Below are 20,587 nucleotides of genomic sequence, written 5' to 3'. Positions count from 1 at the left end.
GCGGCGCCAGCCTTGCCCTTGCGGACCGGTGGACCCCGGACCAAGTCCGGGGTGACGGAGTGGGTGGGGCCGGTGCCGTCACTGCAATTTCCAGTTGAAGCGGATCGCGTTCCATCCGCCCGACGGCGTCGAATAATATTCGGGTGGCAGCTTGAGCGGCGAACAGCCCTTGAACGCGGCGATCCCCAGATCGATCACGCGCTGCTTGTACCGCTCATTCTCGTCGGTGATGCCCGACTGGCGTACCATCTTCGGCGTCGCCGCGAGCGAGCCATCCTCGTTGAGCCGCAGGTCGAGCACCGTCAGGATTTCGTTCGCACCCGGCCCCGGATTGACCTGTCGCATCGCGCACGGCCGGATCTGGCGTTCGATCGCATCGATGATCCCCGCCAACGCCCGCGCGTCGATCTTGGCGGCGCGCGGGGCGGTGGAGGTGCTGGTCGACTTCTCGCTGGTCAACCCGGCGAGGAAGTTGTCGCCCAGGCGCGAGCCGCGCGGACGCGCTGCCTTGGCGGTTTCGCTGCTCCCGCTGCCCTTCGCAGAGGACGATTTGGCGGCGCTCGCCGACTTGCCGGTCCCGGCCTTCGCTGGTTCGGCGGCGGGTTTCGCGGCAGCCTTGGCGGGCGCGGGCTTCGCGGCCGGCTTGGGCGCCGCCTCGGCGACGGGGCGGGGCTTCGGCGCGGCCTTCACCGGCGCGGGTTTCGGTTTGGGCTGCGGCTTGGGTTCGGGTTTCGCCGGCTTCGGCTCCGCCTTGGGGGCGGGCTTGGGCGCCGGTTTCGGTTCGGGCTTGGGCTGCGGCGGCGCCGGCTTGGGTTCGGGCGGCGCGGGTTCCGGCTCTGCGGCGGGTTCGGGCTCGGCGGGCGCGGCAGCATCCTCCGGCTCGCCGGCATCGGGCGCGACCGATTGCGCCGGCGGCGTCACCGATTGCGGCGCGGTCGCTTCCAGCCCGACATCCTTGACGAGGCTGACCTCCATCGGCGTCTGCTGCAATTTCTCCGGATTGGGCGTAGCGAGAAAGCCGATCGACAGCAGGCCGAAGAGCACGATGTGCCCCGCAACCGCGATCCCCAGTCCGACCTTCTCGACGCGATCCATTATTTCTGCTCGCCGCCTTCCACCGTCAGCAGCGACACGCGGTTGAGCCCGGCGCGGTTGAGCTCGCCCATCACGCGCATCACCTGCCCGTAATCGAGCGCGCGATCGGCGCGCAGGAACACCTGCGGCGGCTGGCCGCCCGCCTGCACCGCGGCGATCTGCTCCAGCCGCTGCGGCAGCGCGGCGGCGCTTACTTCCTCGTCATCGATGTACGTCTTGCCCTGCGCATCGAGCGACAGCTGCACCGGCTTCTGGTCTTGGTCCAGCGCCTTCGCCCGGCTGTCGGGCAGGTTCACCGGCACGCCCGCGGTCAGCAGCGGCGCTGTCACCATGAAGATGATGAGCAGCACCAACATCACATCGACCAGCGGCGTGACGTTGATGTCCGCCATCGGCGCGCGCCGGCCGCGGCCGCGCTGCGAGGGGAGGTTCATCGCCATCGTTTATTCCTCCCTCGCTTCAGCGGGGGAGGACTTGATCGCGACGCCCCTCACCGCGACCCGTCCAGCTGGCGCGACAGCGTGGTATGGAAGCCGTCGGCGAAGCGGTTCAGTGCGGCCTCGATCCGGTTCACGCCGTGGCTGAAGCGATTGTAGGCGATCACCGCCGGAATCGCCGCAAACAGGCCGATCGCGGTGGCGAACAGCGCCTCGGCAATGCCCGGTGCGACGACAGCGAGCGACGAGTTCTGCGCCTGCGCGATGCCGGTGAAGCTGCGCATGATGCCCCACACCGTGCCGAACAGCCCGACGAAGGGCGCGACCGATCCGATCGTCGCGAGGATGTTGAGCCGGTCGCCGATCCGGTCGATCTCGCCCGCCGCCGCCGCGCCCATCGCGGTGGCGAGGCGTTCGCGCGTGCCGTTCTTGTCGATCGTGCCGCCCGCGGTGGAGCGGCGCCATTCCTTCACGCCCGCGACGAACACGCGCGCCGAGGGCAGGTCCTTGTCGCTTTCCGCCTTGTAGAAGGCGTCGATATCCTCCGCCTTCCAGAAATCGCGTTCGAAGCCGGCCATGCCCTTGCGGATCCGGCCCAGCCGCCGCCAGAAGGCGATGATCAGCGCCCAGGTCCAGATGCTGGCGCCGAGCAGGCCGAGCATCACGACCTTCACGACGATATCCGCCTGCAGGAACAGTGCGACGGGCGACAGCGTCGCCGCATCCATGTTGAACACCGGATTCATGAATTGGTCCCCTGCCAGATCAGGCGTTGGTAGATGGCGAGCCAGTCGGCCGGTTGACGCTTCGGCCGTCCCGATGGCGCGACGAGCGCCGCCGTGACCTCGGCCTCGGTCAGCACAAGCGAACCGCGCCTGACTGTTTGATGAATGACCACGCTCGCCGGGCTGGCGCGGATCACGCGACTGGCGACGATCAGCGCGTCGTCGAGCCTGGCGGGCGCGCGATAGCGGATGGCGAGGTCGACGATCGCATAGGCGCCCTCGCCCGCTTCATGAACGGCACGCTGGTCGATCCCGGCGACACGCAGCATGTCGGAGCGGGCACGCTCCATGTAGCGCAGGTAATTGGCGTGGTAGACGACGCCCGACAGATCGGTGTCTTCGAAATAGACGCGCAGCGGGAACAGGTGCTCGCGCCCCTCGAACCGTCCGCCCGCGGGCTGGTCGATGCATCCCTCGTCCATTGCGAGGCGGCGTTAACCCAACCCGGCCCTAGGGGAAACCCTTAGCCGCGCCTGCGCACCGCCTTATTGCGTGACGGTGCCGGCATCGGCGAAGGCGCTGGGGTCCAGTTTGAGGCGTGGATGCGCCGCTGGCGTCGCGGCCGGCACCGCCTGCACGACCAGCGGGCGCGGGGTGAAGGGCGTCACGCTCGCCATCCGCGTTGCCGCGGCCTGTTGCGCGCGCCATGCGTCATAGGCCGCGTAGAAATCGGTGAACGGCTTTTCGAGCACGGCGAGCCGGCCGGCGGCGAAGGCGGGCAGATCTGCGGGTGCGACGCTCTGCACGTCGGTCAGCGTCGCAGCGGCGGCATTGCAGAAGGCCTCATGCGCCGGCACCTGGCTGAAGAAATTGTAGAGCCGCGTCATCGCGTCGTCGTAACGGTCCTGCCAGTCGCCGCCGCCTGCCTTGAATTCGCTCGCGAGCCGCGTCTGCGCGGAGGCGAGCATCGCCTTCTGTGCGGTGAGCAAAGTGTTGTAATCCGCGACGACCTGCACCGATTCGGGGCCACGGCAGGCGAGCGCCGCAACGTTCAGCGCGGCGCGCAGGTGCCAGACCGCGCCGTCGGCGCTGAGGTTGCGATTCGGCGTCGCATAGCGGCCATCGGCCATCAATGCGGGGATCGGCATGCCGACATAGGCGCCCTTCGGCATCGTCAGCGGCGCGGGGGCGGGCTTGGGCAGCGTCGCCACGACGGGCGGCGGCTGCACCCGGCGCGTCGCACAGCCGGCGAGCAGCGCCAGCACGGTCATGGAAATGGCAATCGAACGGCGCATCGTCCCGGCGTCCCTTTCGCCCCCCGGCGTGTGAGGGCGACTCTGCGGTCGGATGGTTAACGAAGCGTTAGCGGTGCGGTGAGCCGCGGTCGGGTTGGGATGGGGCGCGCTACGCACTGGAGCGGCCCTCGCCTTTCTCCTCCGTCACCCCGGACTTGTTCCGGGGTCCACCGGGCCGCACGGGGAAGGCAGGAGGCTCACGCCATTCCCCTCGCCGCAGAGTGGACCCCGGAACGAGTCCGGGGTGACGGAGGGGTTGGGCTATTACATGACCCCGATCACGCCGCCCGCTTGTCCAGCGCGCTCGCCGCTTCCGTCATCAGGCTGGCGATGATGTCCGCGATCGGCTCTTCCTTGGTCACCATGCCGACCGATTGGCCGGCCATGACGCTGCCGTGCTCGACGTCGCCGTCGATCACCGCGCGGCGCAGCGCACCGGCCCAATAATGTTCGATCTGCAACTGCGCCTCGGCCATCGCGACGCTGCCTTCGTCGAGGCTCTGCGCCACTTCGCGCTGCTTGGCGGTGAACAGTTCGCCGCCGGCGTTCTTCAGCGCGCGCACGGGGATCACCGGCAGGCGCGGGTCGATCTGCACGCTCGCCACCGCGTCGCGGGCGCTGGCGCGAATGAACGCCTTCTTGAAATTGGGATGCGCGATCGATTCGGTCGCGCAGACGAAGCGCGTGCCGAGCTGCACGCCCGCCGCACCCATGTCGAGATAGCCCGCGATCGCCTCGCCACGCCCGATGCCGCCAGCGACGAACACGGGCACCGATTCGGCGATCTCGGGCAGCATTTCCTGCGCGAGCACGCTGGTCGAGACGGGGCCGATATGGCCGCCGGCCTCCATGCCCTCGATCACCAGCGCGTCGACGCCCGACCGAATCAGCTTCTTGGCGAGCGCCAGCGTCGGCGCGAAGCAAATGACCTTGGCGCCGCTCTCCTTGATCGCTTCCAGCGACCCCTTGGGCGGCAGCCCCCCGGCGAGGACGACATGGCCGACGTTGTGCTTGGCGCACACAGCGATCAGGTCGAAGAGCGCCGGGTGCATGGTGATGAGGTTCACGCCGAACGGCTTGTCCGTCAGCGCCTTCGTGCCAGCGATCTCGGCATCGAGCAGTTCGGGCGTCATCGCGCCGCACGCGATCACGCCGAACCCGCCGGCGTTCGACATGGCGGCGACGAGGTTGCGCTCGCTGACCCACGACATGGCGCCCGCCATGATCGCGACCTCGCTGCCGAGGAACGCGGCGCCGCGCGCCATGCGGCGCGTCAGGCGCTCTTCGCCGACGCTCACGCCGCCGCCTCTGCGTCGAGGCCATAGGCCGTGTGCAGCACGCGCACCGCCAGCTCGGTTTCATCCTCGTGGATCAGGACCGAGACCTTGATCTCGCTGGTCGAGATCGCCTGGATGTTGATCCCGCGCGCGCCGAGCGTGGTGAACATCGTGCTCGCCACGCCCGCATGGCTGCGCATGCCGACGCCAACGACCGAAATCTTGGCGACGCGCGTGTCATGGACCAGCTCGCCGAAGCCGATCGCCTCGCGCCCCTGATTCAGCGCCTCGAGGCTGCGCGCCAGATCCGCGGACGGCACCGTGAAGGTGACGTCGGTCGAACCGTGGTTGTGCGCGATATTCTGGATGATCATGTCGACGTTGATGTTCGCCGCCGCGAGCGGTTCGAAGATCGCGGCCACCGCGCCCGGCTTGTCGGGGACGGAGGTCAGCGTGATCTTCGCTTCGTTCTTGTCGTGCGCGATGCCGGTGATCAGCTGGCGTTCCACGTCGTCAATCTCCTCTTCGCCGACGATCATCGTGCCGGGCAATGTATCCGCCATCGGCGCGTCCTCGCCCGTGAAGGACGAGAGCACCTGAACGCGGACCTGTTCCTTCATCGCGAGGCCGACCGATCGGGTCTGCAACACCTTCGCGCCGACGCTGGCGAGTTCCAGCATCTCTTCGTACGTCACCTTGGCGAGCTTCCGCGCGCGCGGCACGATGCGCGGGTCGGTGGTGTAGACGCCATCGACGTCGGTGTAGATGTCGCAGCGGTCCGCCTTCACCGCCGCCGCGACCGCGACCGCCGACGTATCCGACCCGCCGCGCCCCAGTGTCGTGACGCGGCCATCCTCCGACCGGCCCTGGAAGCCGGGGATCACCGCCACCTCGCCCGCCGCCATGCTGGCGATCAGCGCGTCCGTCTCGATCGTGCCGATCCGCGCCTTGGCGTGCGCGTCGTCGGTGTGGATCGGCAGCTGCCAGCCGAGCCAGCTGCGCGCCTGCGCGCCTGCCGCCTGCAAGGCGATCGCCAGCAGGCCGCTGGTAATCTGTTCGCCCGCCGCGACGACGACGTCATATTCGCGTGGGTCGTACAGCGACGAGGCTTCGCGGCAGAAGCCGACCAGCCGGTCCGTCTCGCCCGCCATCGCCGATACGACGACCGCAACCTCGTTGCCCGCCTCCACCTCGCGTTTGACGCGCGCCGCAACGCTCCGGATGCGCTCGATCCCGGCCATCGACGTGCCGCCGAACTTCATCACGATACGTGCCATCGCGTCTCGCCAAACTCCTTGGGTGAAAGGGTGCGCCCTGATAGGTAGCGGCCATGGCAAGCGCAAGCAGCACGATCGATCCCTCCGGCGGCGTTACCGGCGCCACCACCATCGACCCCCGCGAGGCCGAGCATTTCGGACGCATGGCGAAGGACTGGTGGGACCCCAAAGGCTCATCGGCGATGCTCCACAAGCTCAACCCGGTGCGGCTGCGCTACATAAGGGCCGCGATCGACCTGCATTGGGACGGTGACGACACCAGCTTCACGCCGCTTGCCGGCAAGGCGGCGCTCGACGTCGGCTGCGGCGCCGGGCTCCTCGCCGAACCGCTCGCCCGGCTGGGCGCGGCCGTCACCGGCATCGATGCGGCGGCGGAAAATATCGCGGTAGCAGAAGCGCATGCGGCGATGAGCGGGCTCGCCATCGATTACCGGGCGACCGGCATCGAACGTATGTCCAGCCGCTTCGACCTCGTCACCAGCCTCGAGGTCATCGAACATGTCAGCGACCCCGCCGGCTTCGTCCGCGGCCTCGCCGAAGCCCTGAACGACGACGGCCTGCTGATCCTCTCAACCCCCAATCGCACGCCGCTCTCCCGCCTCGCGCTGATCACGCTGGCGGAGGGCACCGGCCGCATCCCGCGCGGCACGCACGATTGGGACAAGTTCCTGAACCCCGAAGAGCTCACCGACCTGATCAAACGCGCCGGCCTGACCGTAACGGACGTCACGGGGCTGAGCTTTTCGCCCGCAACCGGCTTCACCTTGAGCGATTCGACCGCCCTCGATTATTTCGTGACCGCCAAGCGCGTCTAAGTCCTCCCTCGCTTTAGCGGGGGAGGGGGGCCGCGGCCGAAGGCCGTGGTGGAGGGGGCGTTTCCACCAACACGACGCCCACCGTGTCCTCCCCCTCCGTCACCGCTATCGCGGCGCCACCTCCCCCTCGCGGGGGAGGAATGATAACGGGACGGCCCATGCCACTGTTCACCAACCCTCGTTTGCGGCTGCCCCTGCTGATCCTCGTCGCGATCGCGGCACGGGCGCTGACGTTCGGCAATCCGGTCGTCCATGTCGACGAGGAATTCTACTATGTCACCGGCACCGCGCTGTGGCACGGCCTGCTGCCGTTCGTGGATGTATGGGACCGGAAGCCCGTCGGCCTGTTCCTGCTCTACGCCCTCCCCGCCGGGCTCGGCTTTCCCGCCGGCATCTGGGCCTATCAGGCGATGGCGCTCGCGAGCCTGATCGCCACCGCGGCGCTCGTCGCCCGCCTCGCGACCCGCGCCGGATTCGCCGCCGGCGCCACCGCGAGCGCGCTGGCTTATATCCTCTGGTTTGACCTGCTCGGCGGACAGGGCGGGCAGTCGCCGGTCTTCTACAATCTGCTGATGATCGGCGCCGCCCTGCTGGCACTGCACGGCACGCGGCGCGCCGGTCTCGCGGCAATGGCGCTGGTCGGCGTTGCGCTGCAGATCAAATATTCGGTGGTGTTCGAGGGGCTTTTCCTCGGCCTGTGGCTGCTCGCTGACGACTGGCGCGCGCGCAAAAGCCCCGGCGGCCTCGTCGGATACGGCATCGCCCTGGTTGCACTCGCGATGCTACCCACCGCGCTCGCCGCCGTCGCTTATGCGGCGATCGGCCAATGGGACGCCTTCGTCTACGCCAATTTCCTGTCCATCTTCCACCGTAACCCCGATCCGCTCGGCGAACTCGCCGGCAATCTCGGCCAGATCGTCCTCGTCATCTCGCCGATCGTCGCGATCGCCATTCTGGCACTGCACCGGAGCGCGATGACGCGCGCGCGCCGCTTCGTCGCACTCTGGCTCGCGGTGTCGATCGCCGGCGTGATCGTGTTCCGGCCGTGGTTCGATCATTACAGCCTGCCCGTCCTGCTGCCCGCCTGCGCCGCTGCGGCGGGCCTGCTGGGGCGCGCCGACTGGCAGCGCTGGCGTACACCCGCCCTGCTGCTGACCGCCGCGCTTGCCGGGCAGATCACGCTCGTCATCCAGCGCCTGGAGCGGGGCGAAGCGCGCGAGTTCGCGGCCCTCAGCGCCGCGGTCGGGCGCGGGCCGGGATGCCTGTGGGTCTATTCGGGCAGCACGATGCTGTACGTCTCGACCGCGCGCTGCGCGCCGTCGCGCTATATCGTGCCGAGCCACCTCGCGCGCACGCGCGAAGCCGGCGCCACCGGCATCGACCAGCAGAGCGAAATCCGCCGCATCCTCGCCGCTCGTCCCGCCGTCGTCGTCATGCGCCCGCCCTATGGCGGCGAACGGCCCGAAGCGCGCGCGGCGGTGATGGCGGCGATGGCCGCCGACTACGCCCCCGCCGCCGCACTGCCGATGGGCAACGAGACGATCAGCGTCTATAAACGGCTGCGATGAAACGCCTGTTCGCCTCGATCCACGACGTCTCGCCCCGCTTCGAGGGGGAGGTCGATCGCCTGCTCGACCATCTCGCCCCCCATGTCGGCCGCCGCCTCGCGATGCTGGTGGTGCCGGACCATTGGTCGAGCGCGCCGATCACGCCGGCCTTCGCGACGCGCCTGCGTGGCTGGGCGGACGAGGGCATCGAGATGTTCGTCCACGGCTGGACGCACCGCGACGACAGCGCCCATACCGGCGCCGCCGCGTCGCTGAAGGCCAAGCACATGACCGCGGGCGAAGGCGAGTTTCTGGGCCTCAGCCATGCCGAGGCGCTGATCCGCATGCGCCGCGGCAAGGCGTTGGTCGAGGACATCACCGGCCGCGCCGCCACCGGCTTCATCGCGCCGGCCTGGCTGTATTCGCAGGGCGCGCGCGCGGCGCTGAAGGACGCCGGCTTCGCGTTGGCCGAGGATCATGCGCGCGTCTGGCAGCCCGGCGGCGAGGTCGTCGCCCGCGGCCCGGTCATAACCTGGGCGAGCCGCAGCCGGCCGCGGCAATTGAGTTCGCTGTTCGCCGCGGGGGCGCTGCGGCATGTGCTGCAGCCGACCAGGAACGTGCGCATCGCGGTGCATCCGGGCGACACCACCGTGCCGGCGCTGATGCGCAGCATCACGACGACCTTCGCGGCATTCGGACGACACAAGCCGGCCGCTTATGCGGAATTGCTAGGCTAACCCCACCCACTCCGTCACCCCGGACTTGGTCCGGGGTCCACTAAGCCGCAAGGGGATGGCAAGAGGCTCGAGACGTCCCCCTCGCCGCAGAGTGGACCCCGGAAGGAGTCCGGGGTGACGTAGAGAGAAGGCCGCCTGCTTAGGCTGCAAATGCGACCCAGCGCCCTTCGCGATCACCTCGGGTTGATCCAACATGCAAGGCACAAGTCCGCGATCCACATGGATCGTTTGACGAACCCTCGACCCACCCACTCCGTCACCCCGGACTTGGTCCGGGGTCCACCGGGCCACAAGGAGGTGACAAGAGGCTCGAACCGCCCCCCTCGCCGCAGAGTGGACCCCGGACCAAGTCCGGGGTGACGTAAGATATCAAGCGCTGCGCCGCATCCCATCCTTGCGCGCGATCACGTCGGCGTAATGCGCGACCAGCTCCGCCGCGTGCTGCTCGTCGGTGCGCACCTTGCCCGCCGCGACGCCGGCCGCGCGGCGCACCACGGCGCGGTCGCGTGCCAGCATCCGCAGAATCGCGTCGGCGCAGGAATGCGCATCGCGCTGGGCATAGACCTCGGCGAACAACGGCTCGGCGATTTCCGCGGTGCCGCCGCCATCGGGCACGATCAGCGGCGTGCCGCTTGCCAGCGCCTCGGCGGGCACCAGCCCGAACGTCTCCGTCCCGCAGCCATGGATATAGGCATCCGCGCTCGCCATGATCGTCGCGAGGCGGCGGCGGTCGTAGACCGGGCGGAACAGGCGGATGTGCGGGTTGGCGCCGATGTGCCGTTCCAGCGTCTTGGTATCCATGCCCTGGCCCAGGATGACGAGGCCGACCGGCGCCTGCGTGCCGACGCGGCGGACCGCGTCGATCACCGTGGGCCAGCGCTTTTCGGGATGGTGGCGCCCGACGCCGAGCAGCAGATGTGCATCCGCTGGCAGCCCGCATTGCTGAAGCAGCGCGACGCGTAGCGCCTCATCACGCAAGCTGGGCGAGAAATGTGCCCGCTCGATCCCTAGCGGCATCGTCGCATCGACGCGCACGCCGCGCGCGCCCAGCTGCTTGGTCAGCGACGGGCCGTTGGTGACGATCGTGTCGTACTGATCGAAACAGTGCGTCAGATAGCGGTCGTACCACGAAAACGCCCGCTCGATCCGCGGCGCGGAGGCGAAGGTCTTGAGCCAGCGCTTCGGATAGGCTTCGACATTGTCGTTGTGCAGGAAAAAGGATCGGATCGCCCGCCCCTTCCACTGCGCGACGATCCAGGCCGAGCGCCACGGCGAGCAATTTTCGACGACGTCGGGGTCCAGCGCGTCGAGCCGACGGTGGATCGGCTCAGCATCCCAGAACAGGCCGTAATTGGCGTCGAACGGCATGCCCGGCGCCTTGATATAATGGATCGCGCCGCCGCCGGGCCGTTCCTCGATCCGATCCTCGCGACCGGGGGCGAGCACGATCAGCTCATGCCCCATCGACGCCAGCACCTCGATCTTGCGATCGATATAGGTGCGTACGCCGCCGCCGGTCGGCGAGTAGATCTCGTTGACGTCGACGATCCGCATCGCTCAGTCGCCCTTGACCGGGCCGAACCCGCCCAGGCCGCGCAGATATTGCATGCGGACGGTCCGCTCCACGGTGCCGCCGCCGACATCGATGATCGCCTGATCCACCTTGGGCCGCGACATGCCGAGCTTCCCCGTGCCGACGAAGCCGGCACCGTCCTGGAAGAAGTTGAACTTGTTCTTGCCGTCGCGGTCGTGCGTGACGAGCAGCGCATAGCGGCCGGGGCGCGGCACGCGGATGCAGACGTTGACCGGGCCGCTGCCCGGCGTGGTCGCCCAGACGCGGCGGAAGGTCTTGCCCTCGGCGACGAGATTGTCGTCGTCCTTCAGGAAATCCGCTTCGGTCGCCGGATACAGCTCCAGCTTGATCCGGCCCTTGCGGTCCTTCAGGCCCGTCACCTGCACCAGGATCGCCGAGCCGCCGCCGGCGCTGCACGCCGCGGCATCGCTGCCCAGCACCTGCGCGCCGGCCGGCGTTGCCGCCATCAGCAGTGCCGCGGCGAGGATCGCACGCTTGGTCATATCCGGCGTCTTCATACCCGTTTCCTGGTCGCGAGATGGTAAAGGCTGAACCCCAACACAAGCACCGCATGCAGCAGCAGCACGGCGGCGGCGGTGAAGGCGATCAGCTCCGACAAGGCCTGATCCTGCCCGATCATCAGGATCGCAAAATTGGCGAAAAGGAGGTCCTTGTTGGGCAGCAAAGGCAGGCGCGAGAACAACATACGCCCCGCCGACAGGAACACCCAGATGCCGAGCGGCACGCTGGGCATCGCCAGCGCCCAGGCCAGCGCCAGGAAGAACGCCCCGCCGACGAGGCGCAGGCAGTGGATTCCGAACACCGCCCACAGATCGGCGCGCGGCAGCGAGAACACCTTCCGCGAAAAAATCAGGAAGGGCAGCGACGTGCCGAAGATCACCGCGAGGCTGCCGTAGACGTAGCGAACCATGTCGTGCGGGATCAGGTTGCGCCCGACCGGCAGTGCGATCGCGATCATCGCCAGCGTCACCGCATTGCCCGCGATCGCCGACAGGATCGACACGTCCTTCACCGCCCCGAACGGCGCCGCGACCAGCTGCGCGCGCTGACGGGCCCAGGCGTAGAAATAGGCCTCGCCCGAATAGCCCATCACGACGTCGTTCGAGATGCGCTTCTTGTTCAACGCGACGAAGCCCGCCGCAGGGATCCGCCACAGCCGGTAGAAAATCCAGTAATCCGCAAGCGGCGGGATGAAATACAGCGCCAGGAATGCGAGATAGAACCACGGGCTGTGCGGCGTCGCCCGCTCGAGACCGTCCAGCCCCGAGCTCAGCAGCTCGTGCGCGAGGCCGCCGAGCATGGCGAGCGTCACCAGCCCGCCGATGATCGCCGGCCAGCGGCTGCGAATCGTCTTCAGGGGCTGCAGCCCGTCAATATCGGAGGAGGAGGACGGTTCGGTCTGGTCCGGGAACCCGTCTGCTTTATGATCGATCTGCACCCAGTGGTCCGAACATGAAGGTGGCGCGATGTAGCCGGCAGCGCGCCGACTTGCACATGAATTCCCTTTCACTGTCGTCTCGGGCAGCAATATGGCAAGAGGCGTAACGAACCATGGCCGCGACCCACATCCTCACCTATGCGCAGGACCTGGCCGGTGGCGGCGTCGAGCGTGCGCAATTGCGCCTTGCGCGCGGCTGGCTGGCCGCCGGACGTCGCGTCACGCTCGCGATCGGCGATGCCAGCGGACCCTTGGCGTCCGAAATTCCACCCGGGCTGGAGATCGTGCCGCTCGGCAATCGTGGCTATCTGACGCAGGCGCGAATCGCCGACTGGGTCCGCAAACATGACCCCGATGTCATTTTCTGCGGTGGCAGCCATTACACGTTGGTCGCCGCCTGGCTGCGCTGGCGGCTGGGTGCGGACTGCCCGCCGATCATCGGCAAATTATCCAATGCCGTGACGCGCGGCGACCATGGCCGCGTCGCGGATGCCGCGCATCGGCTGTGGCTGGCGCAGCATGGCCGGTTCCTCGACCATCTCGTTGCGATGACGCCCGCCACCGCGGCGCAGGCCGCGCGCCTCACCGGCATGCAGCGGCGCACCAGCGTGATCCCCAACCCGCCCGCACCGCGGATCGTCGATCCGACTGCACCGGCGATCCCGCTGCCACCGGGCCGCGTGGTGCTGGGCGTCGGCCGCCTGGTGCCGCAGAAGCGCTGGGACCGGCTGATCGCGGCGCTGCCGCTGATGCCCGAGGACGTGCAGGTCGTGATCCTGGGTGAAGGCGAATTGCGCGGGGCGCTGGAGCGGCAGGCGCGCGAGGCGGGACTGGCGAACCGCGTCCACCTGCCGGGCCATGTCGCGGATCCGATCGCAGCGATGGCGGCGGCGCGCGTGCTCGCGCTGCCCTCCGATTACGAAGGCGTGCCGGGCGTCTTGCGCGAATCGCTGTCGGTGGGGACGCCGGTCGTGTCGACCGCGTGCAGCCCGTCGGTGCGCGAGATCGTGTCCTCGCCCGCGTTCGGCACGGTGGTGTCGGCGGACGACCCGGCCGTCTTCGCCGCGGCGCTGACCCGCTGGCTCGATGCGCCGCGCCCCGATCCGGTCGCGCAGCCGGGCAGCGATTCGGCCGACCGTTATCTCATGCTATTCGATCGCCTGGCGGGCGAGGTCCGCGCCAGCCAGAAGGCGCGGCGCGGGGCCTATGCCGGCGCTGGCACGTTACCCGTGCCGGCGACGCAGCCGCTGTCCTGACCAGCGTCAGCCCTCGGCGGTATCGTCCCGCTCCGATTCGCGTTCGGCGCTGCGCTCCAACGCGGTCTTGACCATCGCGGTCATCGGGTCGGCCAGCGCCAGCCCCAGAATGCCGAACAGCGCGCTCGCCATGATCTGTGCGCCCAGCGTCAGCGCCGGCGGCAGATCTACGGTCTTCTTCGCAACGATCGGCAGCAGCACATAGCCGTCGAACCCCTGTACGATCACATAGGTGCCGATCGCCCAGAAGCCGACATGCGTGCCGGCCGAAAAGCCCACCGCGATCATCAGCGCGCCGCTGATGAAGGCGCCGATGTTGGGGATGAAGGCGAGCAGGCCGGTGAGGATGCCGAGGATCATCGCCATCGGCACGCCGCCGATCGCCAGCGCGGTGCCGGTCAGCACGCCCTCCGCCACCATGCCGAGCAGGCGCCCGGCGAGCAGGCGACGCAGCGTCTTGCCCATCCGTTCCAGCACGGTCGCGAATTCGGCGCGATGATCGCGCGGCACCATCCATTCCAGCCCGCGCTGGTAGGTGCGCGGGTCCATCGCGACGAACAGGCCGATGACGATGATCATGAACATGGTCGTCAGCGCACCGAAGGCGGTGCCGACCCACGAGGTGATCCGCCCGACCGACGACAGCGCCTGTTTGGCGATGCCGCTGACGTCGGACGCGCCGGGCATCAGCCCTTGCGAACTCAGCCAACTCGCCGCGCGATTCGCCTGTGTTTCCAGCGTCGAGCGCAACTGCCCGAACTGGTCGGCGACCTGCACGCCGGTGAGGTAGAAGGTGCCGATCAGGAAGGCGATCGTCAGCAGCACGACGATCAGCAGCCGCCAGCCACGCCCGATCGGAAGCACCTTGCCAAGCAGCCGCACGCCGCCGTCGAGCAGCGCCGCAAAGACGAGGCCGGCGAAGATGATCAGCAGCGGCTGGACCAGAATCACCGCCAGCGCGATCGCGCCCGCAAGGCCCAGCCAGACGGTCGCCCGCTTCAGCTCGCGCCGGACGAACGGATCGCGCAGCTCATTGGGGCTGGCCTCCCGCGTGAGCGGCGCGTCCGTCATCGTGATGGTCCTTGCGTCAGTGGGTCTGGGCGGGATGGAGCGACAGGCCGGCCCGGCCCGAACGCAGCGATCCCCACCAGGTCAGCGGGTTGAGCGTCGCATCGCCATCGAGGCTGAAGGTCAGGAATTCCGCACGGCCGCCGAGATTCTCGTACGGCACCGGCCCGCCCAGACCCAATTGGGTCAGCGGGAAACGGCTGTCCGCCGAGCGATCGCGGTTGTCGCCCATCAGGAAGACATGATTGGCCGGGATGGTCACCGGGCCATAATTGTCGCCGGGGCTGTCGGGTTCCAAATCGACCGTGTCGTAATGGCGACCGTTCGGCAGCGTTTCGGTGACGATCGGCAGGTGGCATACCTCGCCCTTGCCCCCCGGTGCCGGGCGCTTGGCACCGTAATAATCGGTTTCGCTGCACGGGCTGTTGGTGTCGACCGGAATGTCGACATAGTGGAGCGGCCCGCGTTTGATCGGCTTGCCGTTCAGGATCACCGTGCCGCCCCGCACCGCCAGCGTATCGCCGGGCAGGCCGATGACGCGCTTGATGTAATCGTTCTGCGTGCCCGGCGGCGTGACGATGACGACATCGCCGCGCGTCGGCAGGCTGCCGAACAGGCGGCCGTGGATGAACGGCAAGCCGACGCTCCAGCTTTCCTCAGGCCGGCGCAGCACCAGCCCCTTGAATATCGCGACCGGGTTGGGAATCGTCGGCGAGACGAAGGACCAGCCATAGGCGAATTTCGACACCACCAGCCGGTCGCCGACGCGCAGCCCCGGCAGCATCGATTCGCTCGGGATATAGAACGGCTTGGCGACAAAGCTGTGGAAACCGAGCACGATCAGGACGAGCCAGAAGATGCCCTTCACCTCGCCCCACCAGTCCGTCGTCTTCTTGGGCGACGCCTCGGCAGGCGGCGGCGCTACCGTCCCGTTCTGAGCGGACTCGTTACCGTCCAACACCGCTTCCTTCATGCTCTGGGGTCCGGGATCGCCTCGATGATCACAAAGGCCTGCGCCCAGGGATGATCGTCGGTCAGGGTCAGATGTACATGCGCGAGGTGGCCCTCGGGGATCATGGCGTCAAGCCTGTCCTTTGCGCCGCCGGTCAGGCTGAGCGTCGGCGCGCCGGAGGGGGCGTTGACGACGCCGATGTCCTTCATGAACACGCCCGCCTTGAAGCCCGTGCCGACCGCCTTCGAAAACGCCTCCTTGGCGGCGAAGCGCTTGGCGAGCGTACCGGCCTTGGTGAACGGCCGCTTCGCGGCCCGCGCGCGCTCGGCATCGGTGAAGACGCGGGTTTCGAAGCGATCCCCGAACCGGTCGAGCGACTGCTGGATCCGCTCGATGTTGCACAGGTCGGACCCCAGGCCGACGATCACAACCCCATTCCTCCCTGCGCGCAGCGTGGGGAGGGGGACCGCCGATCGCAGATCGGTGGTGGAGGGGCGGTGCGCAGCACCGGCTTCGCCGGCCCCTCCACCACCGCTGCGCGGCGGTCCCCCTCCCCGCGCTGCGCGCGGAGAGGAATGAGGCAGCTCTCACCCACGCGCGGCATCCATGTCCTCGCGCATCCGCCGCACCGCGCCGTCGAGGCCGACGAACAGCGCCTCGCCGATCAGGAAATGGCCGATGTTGAGTTCGCGCACCTGCGGGATGGCGGCGATCGGACCGACATTGTCGAAGGTCAGGCCGTGACCCGCATGCACCTCGATCCCGTTCTTTGCCGCCAGCGCCGCGGCGTCGGACAGGCGGCGCAGTTCGGCGGTGCGCGCTTCGCCGTCCAGCTCGGCGTAACGGCCGGTATGCAGCTCGACGACCGGCGCGCCGAGGCGGATCGCCGCATCAATCTGCACGGCATCCGGCTCGATGAACAGCGACACGCGCACCCCCGCCTCGCGCAGCTGCGCGACGATGGGCGACAGGCGCTCGAACTGCCCCGCCGCGTCGATCCCGCCCTCGGTCGTCCGCTCCTCGCGCTTTTCGGGGACGATGCACGCCGCGTGCGGGCGGTGCTTCAGCGCGATCGCGAGCATTTCGTCGGTCGCCGCCATCTCCAGATTGAGCGGCACGGTCAGGCCGGTCGCCAGCCGCGCGATATCGTCGTCGGTGATGTGGCGGCGATCCTCGCGCAGATGCGCGGTGATGCCGTCCGCCCCCGCCTCGACCGCCAGCAGCGCCGCCCGCACCGGATCGGGATACCCCGACCCGCGCGCGTTGCGCACCGTCGCGACGTGATCGATGTTGACGCCCAGCCGCAGATGCCCGGTCATGCCGCGCGGCTCCCCGGCTTGATCGCGGGGATCGCTGCCAGTTCGGGCGGCAAGGCGTCGGGCTGGTAGGTCGGCACGTCGAGCCGGATCAGCGGGAAGAAGGGCACGTCGAACGCCGCCTTGCCGCCCGACCGATCGACCAGCGAAGCCATGGCGATCACGCGCCCGCCCGCCGCCTCGATCGCGGCGATCGCCTCGCGGCTCGACAGGCCCGTGGTGACGACGTCTTCCATCATCAGCACCTCCTGGCCCGGCTCCAGGCGAAAGCCGCGGCGCAGTTCGAACGTGCCGGTGGGACGCTCGACGAACATCGCCTCGACGCCCAGCGCACGCGCCATCTCATGGCCCGCGATCACGCCGCCCATCGCAGGACTGACGACTGCGCTGATCCTTGCCTTCAGTTCGGCGGGAATGCGCTGCACCAGCGCGTCGGACAGGCGGGCGCCGCGGCGCGGGTCCATCAGCACGCGCGCGCATTGCAGATAGCGCGAGCTGCGCAGGCCCGACGACAGGATGAAATGCCCTTCGAGCAGCGCGTCCGCGGCGCGGAATTCGGCCAGCACGTCGTCGTCGGTCATCGTCATTCGTCCCGCACAGGAAACCGTATCGTCGGCGCTCATAGGTACTCCGTCCCGCCCCCTCAAGCGCCCGGCCACCATAAACATGGGGGTAACGCTTGAGGCGGGGCGCCCTGCCGCGTATAGCCGTGGCAAAAGGGGTGCATTCGTGTGCCCATAACGGCCCGTTGCCGGGCGGGCGAGGGAACTGAACGGGGTGACGACACGCATGCGCATGAGGTTCAAGGGAATCGTGCTGGCCGCAGGGCTGGCGCTGACCGGCCTGGGGGCGAGCGCCGTGGCGCAGGCCCCCGCGTCGCCCGCTCCGCAAGGGGCCGCCGCCCCCGCGGGCGTGTCCAATATCGCCCCCACCACCGCCAACGCGACCGCGCCTGCGGCGCCGGAATCGCCCGCGCTCGCGATGGACGGCGCACCGGCGATGACCGCCAAGCCCGGCGTCGGCCACCCGGTCGCCGGCCGCATCGGCTTGCAGCCGCAGGTGACGACCAATGGGCAATTCGCCCACTGGTTCCACGATTCGATCCTGCTGCCGCTGATCATCTTGATCAGCCTGCTGGTGCTGGTGCTGCTGATCTGGGTGGTGATCCGCTATCGTCGCGCCGCCAATCCGATCCCGTCGAAGACCAGCCACAACACCGCGATCGAGGTGATCTGGACGCTGGCGCCGGTCATCATCCTGGTGCTGATCGCCGTGCCCTCGATCGGCCTGCTGCAGGCGCAGTTCAAGCCGGCTCCGGCGGGCGCGGTGACGCTGAAGGCGATCGGCAACCAATGGTATTGGTCGTATCAGTACCCGGATAACGGCGGGTTCGAAGTCACCGCCAACATGCTGAAGGAAAAGGACCAGGTCGCCAAGGGCGAGCGGTTCCGCACCGACGCCGACGGTCCCCGCCTGCTCGCGGTCGACAATCGCATCGTGCTGCCGGTCGGCGTGCCGATCCGCCTGATCACCACCTCGCAGGACGTGATCCACAGCTGGGCGGTCCCCGCCTTCTGGATCAAGCTGGACGCGGTGCCCGGCCGCCTCAACGAGACGAGCTTCACGATCAAGGAACCCGGCCTGTACTTCGGCCAGTGCTCCGAATTGTGCGGCGCGCGCCACGCCTTCATGCCGATCGCCGTCGAGGCGGTGTCGCCCGCGCAGTTCGCCGCGTGGGTGAAGGCCAAGGGCGGCACGATGCCCGGCACCAAGGCGCCGTCGGACAAGGTGATCCCGCAGCCGGGCGCCGAGGGTTCGGCGACCAAGCAGGCGGAAGCCAAGGCCGCCGACGCCGTCACCGGCCCGGTCACCAACGTGACGACCGCCGCCCCCACCACCTCGCAGGGTGCGACCGGCAACCCGGCCACCGGCAACGCGGGACAGTAAGATGACCGATACCGCCCTTCACCCCAACGCCTTCGTCGCGCACGACGACCACGCGCATCATGACGCGGACCACAAGCTGGGCTTCTTCGCCCGCTGGTTCATGTCCACCAACCACAAGGACATCGGCACGCTGTACCTGATCTTCGCGATCGTCGCGGGGATCATCGGCGGCGCGATTTCCGGCCTGATGCGCGCCGAGCTCGCGCAGCCGGGCATCCAGTATCTGGTCGGCTGGGCGAACTTCCTGCCCGGCGGCGACGGCGGCCTCGACCACGCGCTCCACCTGTGGAACGTGCTGATCACCGCGCACGGCCTGATCATGGTGTTCTTCATGGTGATGCCGGCGATGATCGGCGGCTTCGGCAACTGGTTCGTACCGATCATGATCGGCGCGCCCGACATGGCCTTCCCGCGGATGAACAACGTCAGCTTCTGGCTGCTCATCCCGGCGTTCACGCTGCTGCTCGCCTCGCCCTTCTTCGGCGGCGCCGGCACCGGCTGGACGGTCTATGCCCCGCTGTCGACCTATGGCGAGCCGGGACCGTCGGTGGACATGGCGATCCTGTCGCTCCACCTTGCCGGCGCAAGCTCGATTTTGGGCGCAATCAACTTCATCACCACCATCTTCAACATGCGCGCACCCGGCATGACGCTGCACAAGATGCCGCTGTTCGTATGGTCGGTCCTGGTCACCGCCTTCCTGCTGCTGCTCTCGCTGCCGGTGCTCGCCGCGGCGATCACGATGCTGCTGACCGATCGCAACTTCGGCACGACCTTCTTCGATCCGGCCGGCGGTGGTGACCCGATCCTGTACCAGCATCTGTTCTGGTTCTTCGGCCACCCCGAAGTGTACATCATGATCCTGCCGGGCTTCGGCATCGTTAGCCAGATCATCGCGACGTTCAGCCGCAAGCCCGTCTTCGGCTATCTCGGCATGGCCTACGCCATGGTCGCGATCGGCGTGGTCGGCTTCGTCGTGTGGGCGCACCACATGTTCGTCACCGGCCTCAGCGTGAACGTGAAGATGTACTTCACCGCCGCGACGATGGTGATCGCGGTGCCGACCGGCATCAAGATCTTCAGCTGGATCGCGACGATGTGGGGCGGTTCGCTGACCTTCAAGACGCCGATGGTCTGGGCGATCGGCTTCATCTTCATGTTCACCGTCGGCGGCGTCACCGGCGTCGTGCTCGCCAACGGCGGCATCGACGATTACATGCAGGACACCTATTACGTGGTGGCGCACTTCCACTACGTGCTCAGCCTCGGCGCCGTGTTCGGCCTGTTCGCCGGCTTCTACTATTGGTTCCCGAAGATGTTCGGGAAGATGTACAACGAGTTCCTCGGCCAGGCGCACTTCTGGGTGTTCTTCGTCGGCGTGAACGTGCTGTTCTTCCCGATGCACTTCCTGGGCCTGCAGGGCATGCCGCGTCGCTATCCGGACTATCCGGACGCCTATGCGACCTACAATGCGCTGGCGACGCACGGCTATGAGATCATGGCCGCGGGCATGGCGATCTTCTTCGTCAACGTTATCTATTCGCTGATCGCGGGTCCGAAGGCGCCGGACAATCCCTGGGGCGAAGGCGCGACGACGCTGGAATGGACCCTGTCCTCGCCGCCGCCGTATCACCAGTTCGAGACGCTGCCGAAGATCGACTAAGGGGATGAGGCGCGTATCCAAGGCTACGCGCCGGTGCGGCGAAAGTCGCACACACCGGGCACGGCCGCGATTGATCCCCGCCTCCGCGGGGACAGGCTTACGGGATTCTCTCCCGTGACCGGCCAGCAATGAAAGGCGAAGCCCCGGA

Annotated in this window: 21 protein-coding genes; 6 read left to right on the top strand and 15 right to left on the bottom strand. The window is 68.3% G+C overall.

Annotated elements, in window-relative coordinates:
* Positions 1 to 78: 78 nt before the first annotated feature.
* The 7 genes from A7E77_RS08055 to A7E77_RS08025 form a co-directional block, all read right to left on the bottom strand.
* Complete coding sequence (locus tag A7E77_RS08055; RefSeq protein WP_063687089.1) at positions 79 to 1,095, bottom strand: hypothetical protein; 1,017 nt, start codon at positions 1,093 to 1,095, stop codon at positions 79 to 81.
* Entirely contained in the window at positions 1,095 to 1,535 is a 441-nt protein-coding gene (gene tolR / locus A7E77_RS08050; RefSeq protein WP_053111642.1) for a protein TolR, read from the bottom strand. Before tolR ends, A7E77_RS08055 begins: the two co-directional genes overlap by 1 nt.
* Positions 1,536 to 1,585: 50 nt before the next feature.
* Entirely contained in the window at positions 1,586 to 2,278 is a 693-nt protein-coding gene (gene tolQ, locus A7E77_RS08045; protein ID WP_017980654.1) for a protein TolQ, read from the bottom strand.
* Positions 2,275 to 2,739, bottom strand: a complete 465-nt coding sequence (locus A7E77_RS08040; RefSeq protein WP_017980653.1) for a YbgC/FadM family acyl-CoA thioesterase — start codon at positions 2,737 to 2,739, stop codon at positions 2,275 to 2,277. Before A7E77_RS08040 ends, tolQ begins: the two co-directional genes overlap by 4 nt.
* Positions 2,740 to 2,802: 63 nt before the next feature.
* A complete protein-coding gene (locus A7E77_RS08035; RefSeq protein ID WP_053111643.1) occupies positions 2,803 to 3,552 on the bottom strand; it encodes a hypothetical protein in 750 nt (249 codons plus the stop codon).
* 278 nt (positions 3,553 to 3,830) lie between these two features.
* On the bottom strand, positions 3,831 to 4,817 hold the full coding sequence (locus A7E77_RS08030) for an NAD(P)H-dependent flavin oxidoreductase (protein WP_053111685.1): 987 nt from the start codon (positions 4,815 to 4,817) through the stop codon (positions 3,831 to 3,833).
* Positions 4,818 to 4,846: 29 nt separating this feature from the next.
* On the bottom strand, positions 4,847 to 6,106 hold the full coding sequence (locus A7E77_RS08025; RefSeq protein ID WP_053111644.1) for an aspartate kinase: 1,260 nt from the start codon (positions 6,104 to 6,106) through the stop codon (positions 4,847 to 4,849).
* 53 nt (positions 6,107 to 6,159) lie between these two features.
* Between A7E77_RS08025 and ubiG the strand changes: the two genes are divergently transcribed.
* The 3 genes from ubiG to A7E77_RS08010 all read left to right on the top strand — a co-directional run bounded on the left by ubiG (position 6,160) and on the right by A7E77_RS08010 (position 9,205).
* Positions 6,160 to 6,921: a bifunctional 2-polyprenyl-6-hydroxyphenol methylase/3-demethylubiquinol 3-O-methyltransferase UbiG gene (gene ubiG / locus A7E77_RS08020; RefSeq protein WP_053111645.1), complete on the top strand. Its 762-nt coding sequence runs from the start codon at positions 6,160 to 6,162 to the stop codon at positions 6,919 to 6,921.
* 158 nt (positions 6,922 to 7,079) lie between these two features.
* The gene (locus A7E77_RS08015; protein WP_053111646.1) at positions 7,080 to 8,489 is read left to right on the top strand and encodes a hypothetical protein; all 1,410 of its coding nucleotides are present in this window, start codon (positions 7,080 to 7,082) and stop codon (positions 8,487 to 8,489) included.
* Positions 8,486 to 9,205 carry a polysaccharide deacetylase family protein gene (locus A7E77_RS08010; RefSeq protein WP_053111647.1) on the top strand — a complete coding sequence of 240 codons (720 nt, stop codon included), beginning with the start codon at positions 8,486 to 8,488 and terminating at the stop codon, positions 9,203 to 9,205. The genes A7E77_RS08015 and A7E77_RS08010 overlap by 4 nt, the downstream gene beginning before the upstream one ends.
* Positions 9,206 to 9,574: 369 nt before the next feature.
* On the opposite strand, the gene A7E77_RS08005 is transcribed toward A7E77_RS08010, so the two are convergent.
* The 3 genes from A7E77_RS08005 to A7E77_RS07995 are packed head-to-tail and all read right to left on the bottom strand — an operon-like array spanning position 9,575 to position 12,327.
* Positions 9,575 to 10,759, bottom strand: coding sequence for a glycosyltransferase (locus A7E77_RS08005; protein ID WP_017980646.1), 1,185 nt, complete (start codon positions 10,757 to 10,759; stop codon positions 9,575 to 9,577).
* A gap of 3 nt (positions 10,760 to 10,762) precedes the next feature.
* Positions 10,763 to 11,296, bottom strand: a complete 534-nt coding sequence (locus A7E77_RS08000; RefSeq protein ID WP_053111648.1) for a DUF2141 domain-containing protein — start codon at positions 11,294 to 11,296, stop codon at positions 10,763 to 10,765.
* The gene (locus A7E77_RS07995; RefSeq protein WP_226341880.1) at positions 11,293 to 12,327 is read right to left on the bottom strand and encodes a hypothetical protein; all 1,035 of its coding nucleotides are present in this window, start codon (positions 12,325 to 12,327) and stop codon (positions 11,293 to 11,295) included. The genes A7E77_RS08000 and A7E77_RS07995 overlap by 4 nt, the downstream gene beginning before the upstream one ends.
* A gap of 23 nt (positions 12,328 to 12,350) precedes the next feature.
* Here A7E77_RS07995 and A7E77_RS07990 point away from each other — a divergent pair, with 23 nt between their 5' ends.
* Complete coding sequence (locus tag A7E77_RS07990; protein ID WP_053111649.1) at positions 12,351 to 13,493, top strand: glycosyltransferase; 1,143 nt, start codon at positions 12,351 to 12,353, stop codon at positions 13,491 to 13,493.
* A gap of 6 nt (positions 13,494 to 13,499) precedes the next feature.
* On the opposite strand, the gene A7E77_RS07985 is transcribed toward A7E77_RS07990, so the two are convergent.
* The 5 genes from A7E77_RS07985 to pyrE all read right to left on the bottom strand — a co-directional run bounded on the left by A7E77_RS07985 (position 13,500) and on the right by pyrE (position 17,410).
* The gene (locus tag A7E77_RS07985) at positions 13,500 to 14,564 is read right to left on the bottom strand and encodes an AI-2E family transporter (protein WP_043061155.1); all 1,065 of its coding nucleotides are present in this window, start codon (positions 14,562 to 14,564) and stop codon (positions 13,500 to 13,502) included.
* Positions 14,565 to 14,580: 16 nt separating this feature from the next.
* Positions 14,581 to 15,534, bottom strand: coding sequence for a signal peptidase I (gene lepB / locus A7E77_RS07980; RefSeq protein ID WP_017980641.1), 954 nt, complete (start codon positions 15,532 to 15,534; stop codon positions 14,581 to 14,583).
* The gene (gene acpS / locus A7E77_RS07975; protein ID WP_017980640.1) at positions 15,531 to 15,941 is read right to left on the bottom strand and encodes a holo-ACP synthase; all 411 of its coding nucleotides are present in this window, start codon (positions 15,939 to 15,941) and stop codon (positions 15,531 to 15,533) included. The genes lepB and acpS overlap by 4 nt, the downstream gene beginning before the upstream one ends.
* A 159-nt stretch (positions 15,942 to 16,100) precedes the next feature.
* Positions 16,101 to 16,832, bottom strand: coding sequence for a pyridoxine 5'-phosphate synthase (locus A7E77_RS07970; protein ID WP_053111650.1), 732 nt, complete (start codon positions 16,830 to 16,832; stop codon positions 16,101 to 16,103).
* Positions 16,829 to 17,410, bottom strand: coding sequence for an orotate phosphoribosyltransferase (pyrE, locus tag A7E77_RS07965; RefSeq protein ID WP_053111651.1), 582 nt, complete (start codon positions 17,408 to 17,410; stop codon positions 16,829 to 16,831). The genes A7E77_RS07970 and pyrE overlap by 4 nt, the downstream gene beginning before the upstream one ends.
* Before the next feature lie 214 nt (positions 17,411 to 17,624).
* On the opposite strand from pyrE, the gene coxB reads away from it, so the two are divergent.
* Both coxB and ctaD read left to right on the top strand, forming a co-directional pair.
* Positions 17,625 to 18,776 carry a cytochrome c oxidase subunit II gene (gene coxB, locus A7E77_RS07960; protein ID WP_231298694.1) on the top strand — a complete coding sequence of 384 codons (1,152 nt, stop codon included), beginning with the start codon at positions 17,625 to 17,627 and terminating at the stop codon, positions 18,774 to 18,776.
* A 1-nt stretch (position 18,777) separates the two neighbouring features.
* Positions 18,778 to 20,439 carry a cytochrome c oxidase subunit I gene (ctaD, locus tag A7E77_RS07955; RefSeq protein ID WP_053111653.1) on the top strand — a complete coding sequence of 554 codons (1,662 nt, stop codon included), beginning with the start codon at positions 18,778 to 18,780 and terminating at the stop codon, positions 20,437 to 20,439.
* Positions 20,440 to 20,587 lie beyond the last annotated feature (148 nt).

This window comes from Sphingomonas sp. NIC1 (genome assembly GCF_001638925.1).
Lineage (GTDB): Bacteria > Pseudomonadota > Alphaproteobacteria > Sphingomonadales > Sphingomonadaceae > Sphingomonas > Sphingomonas aquatilis.
Note: the sequence above shows the minus strand (reverse complement) of the source record. Positions and strands in the feature narration are given on the sequence as shown.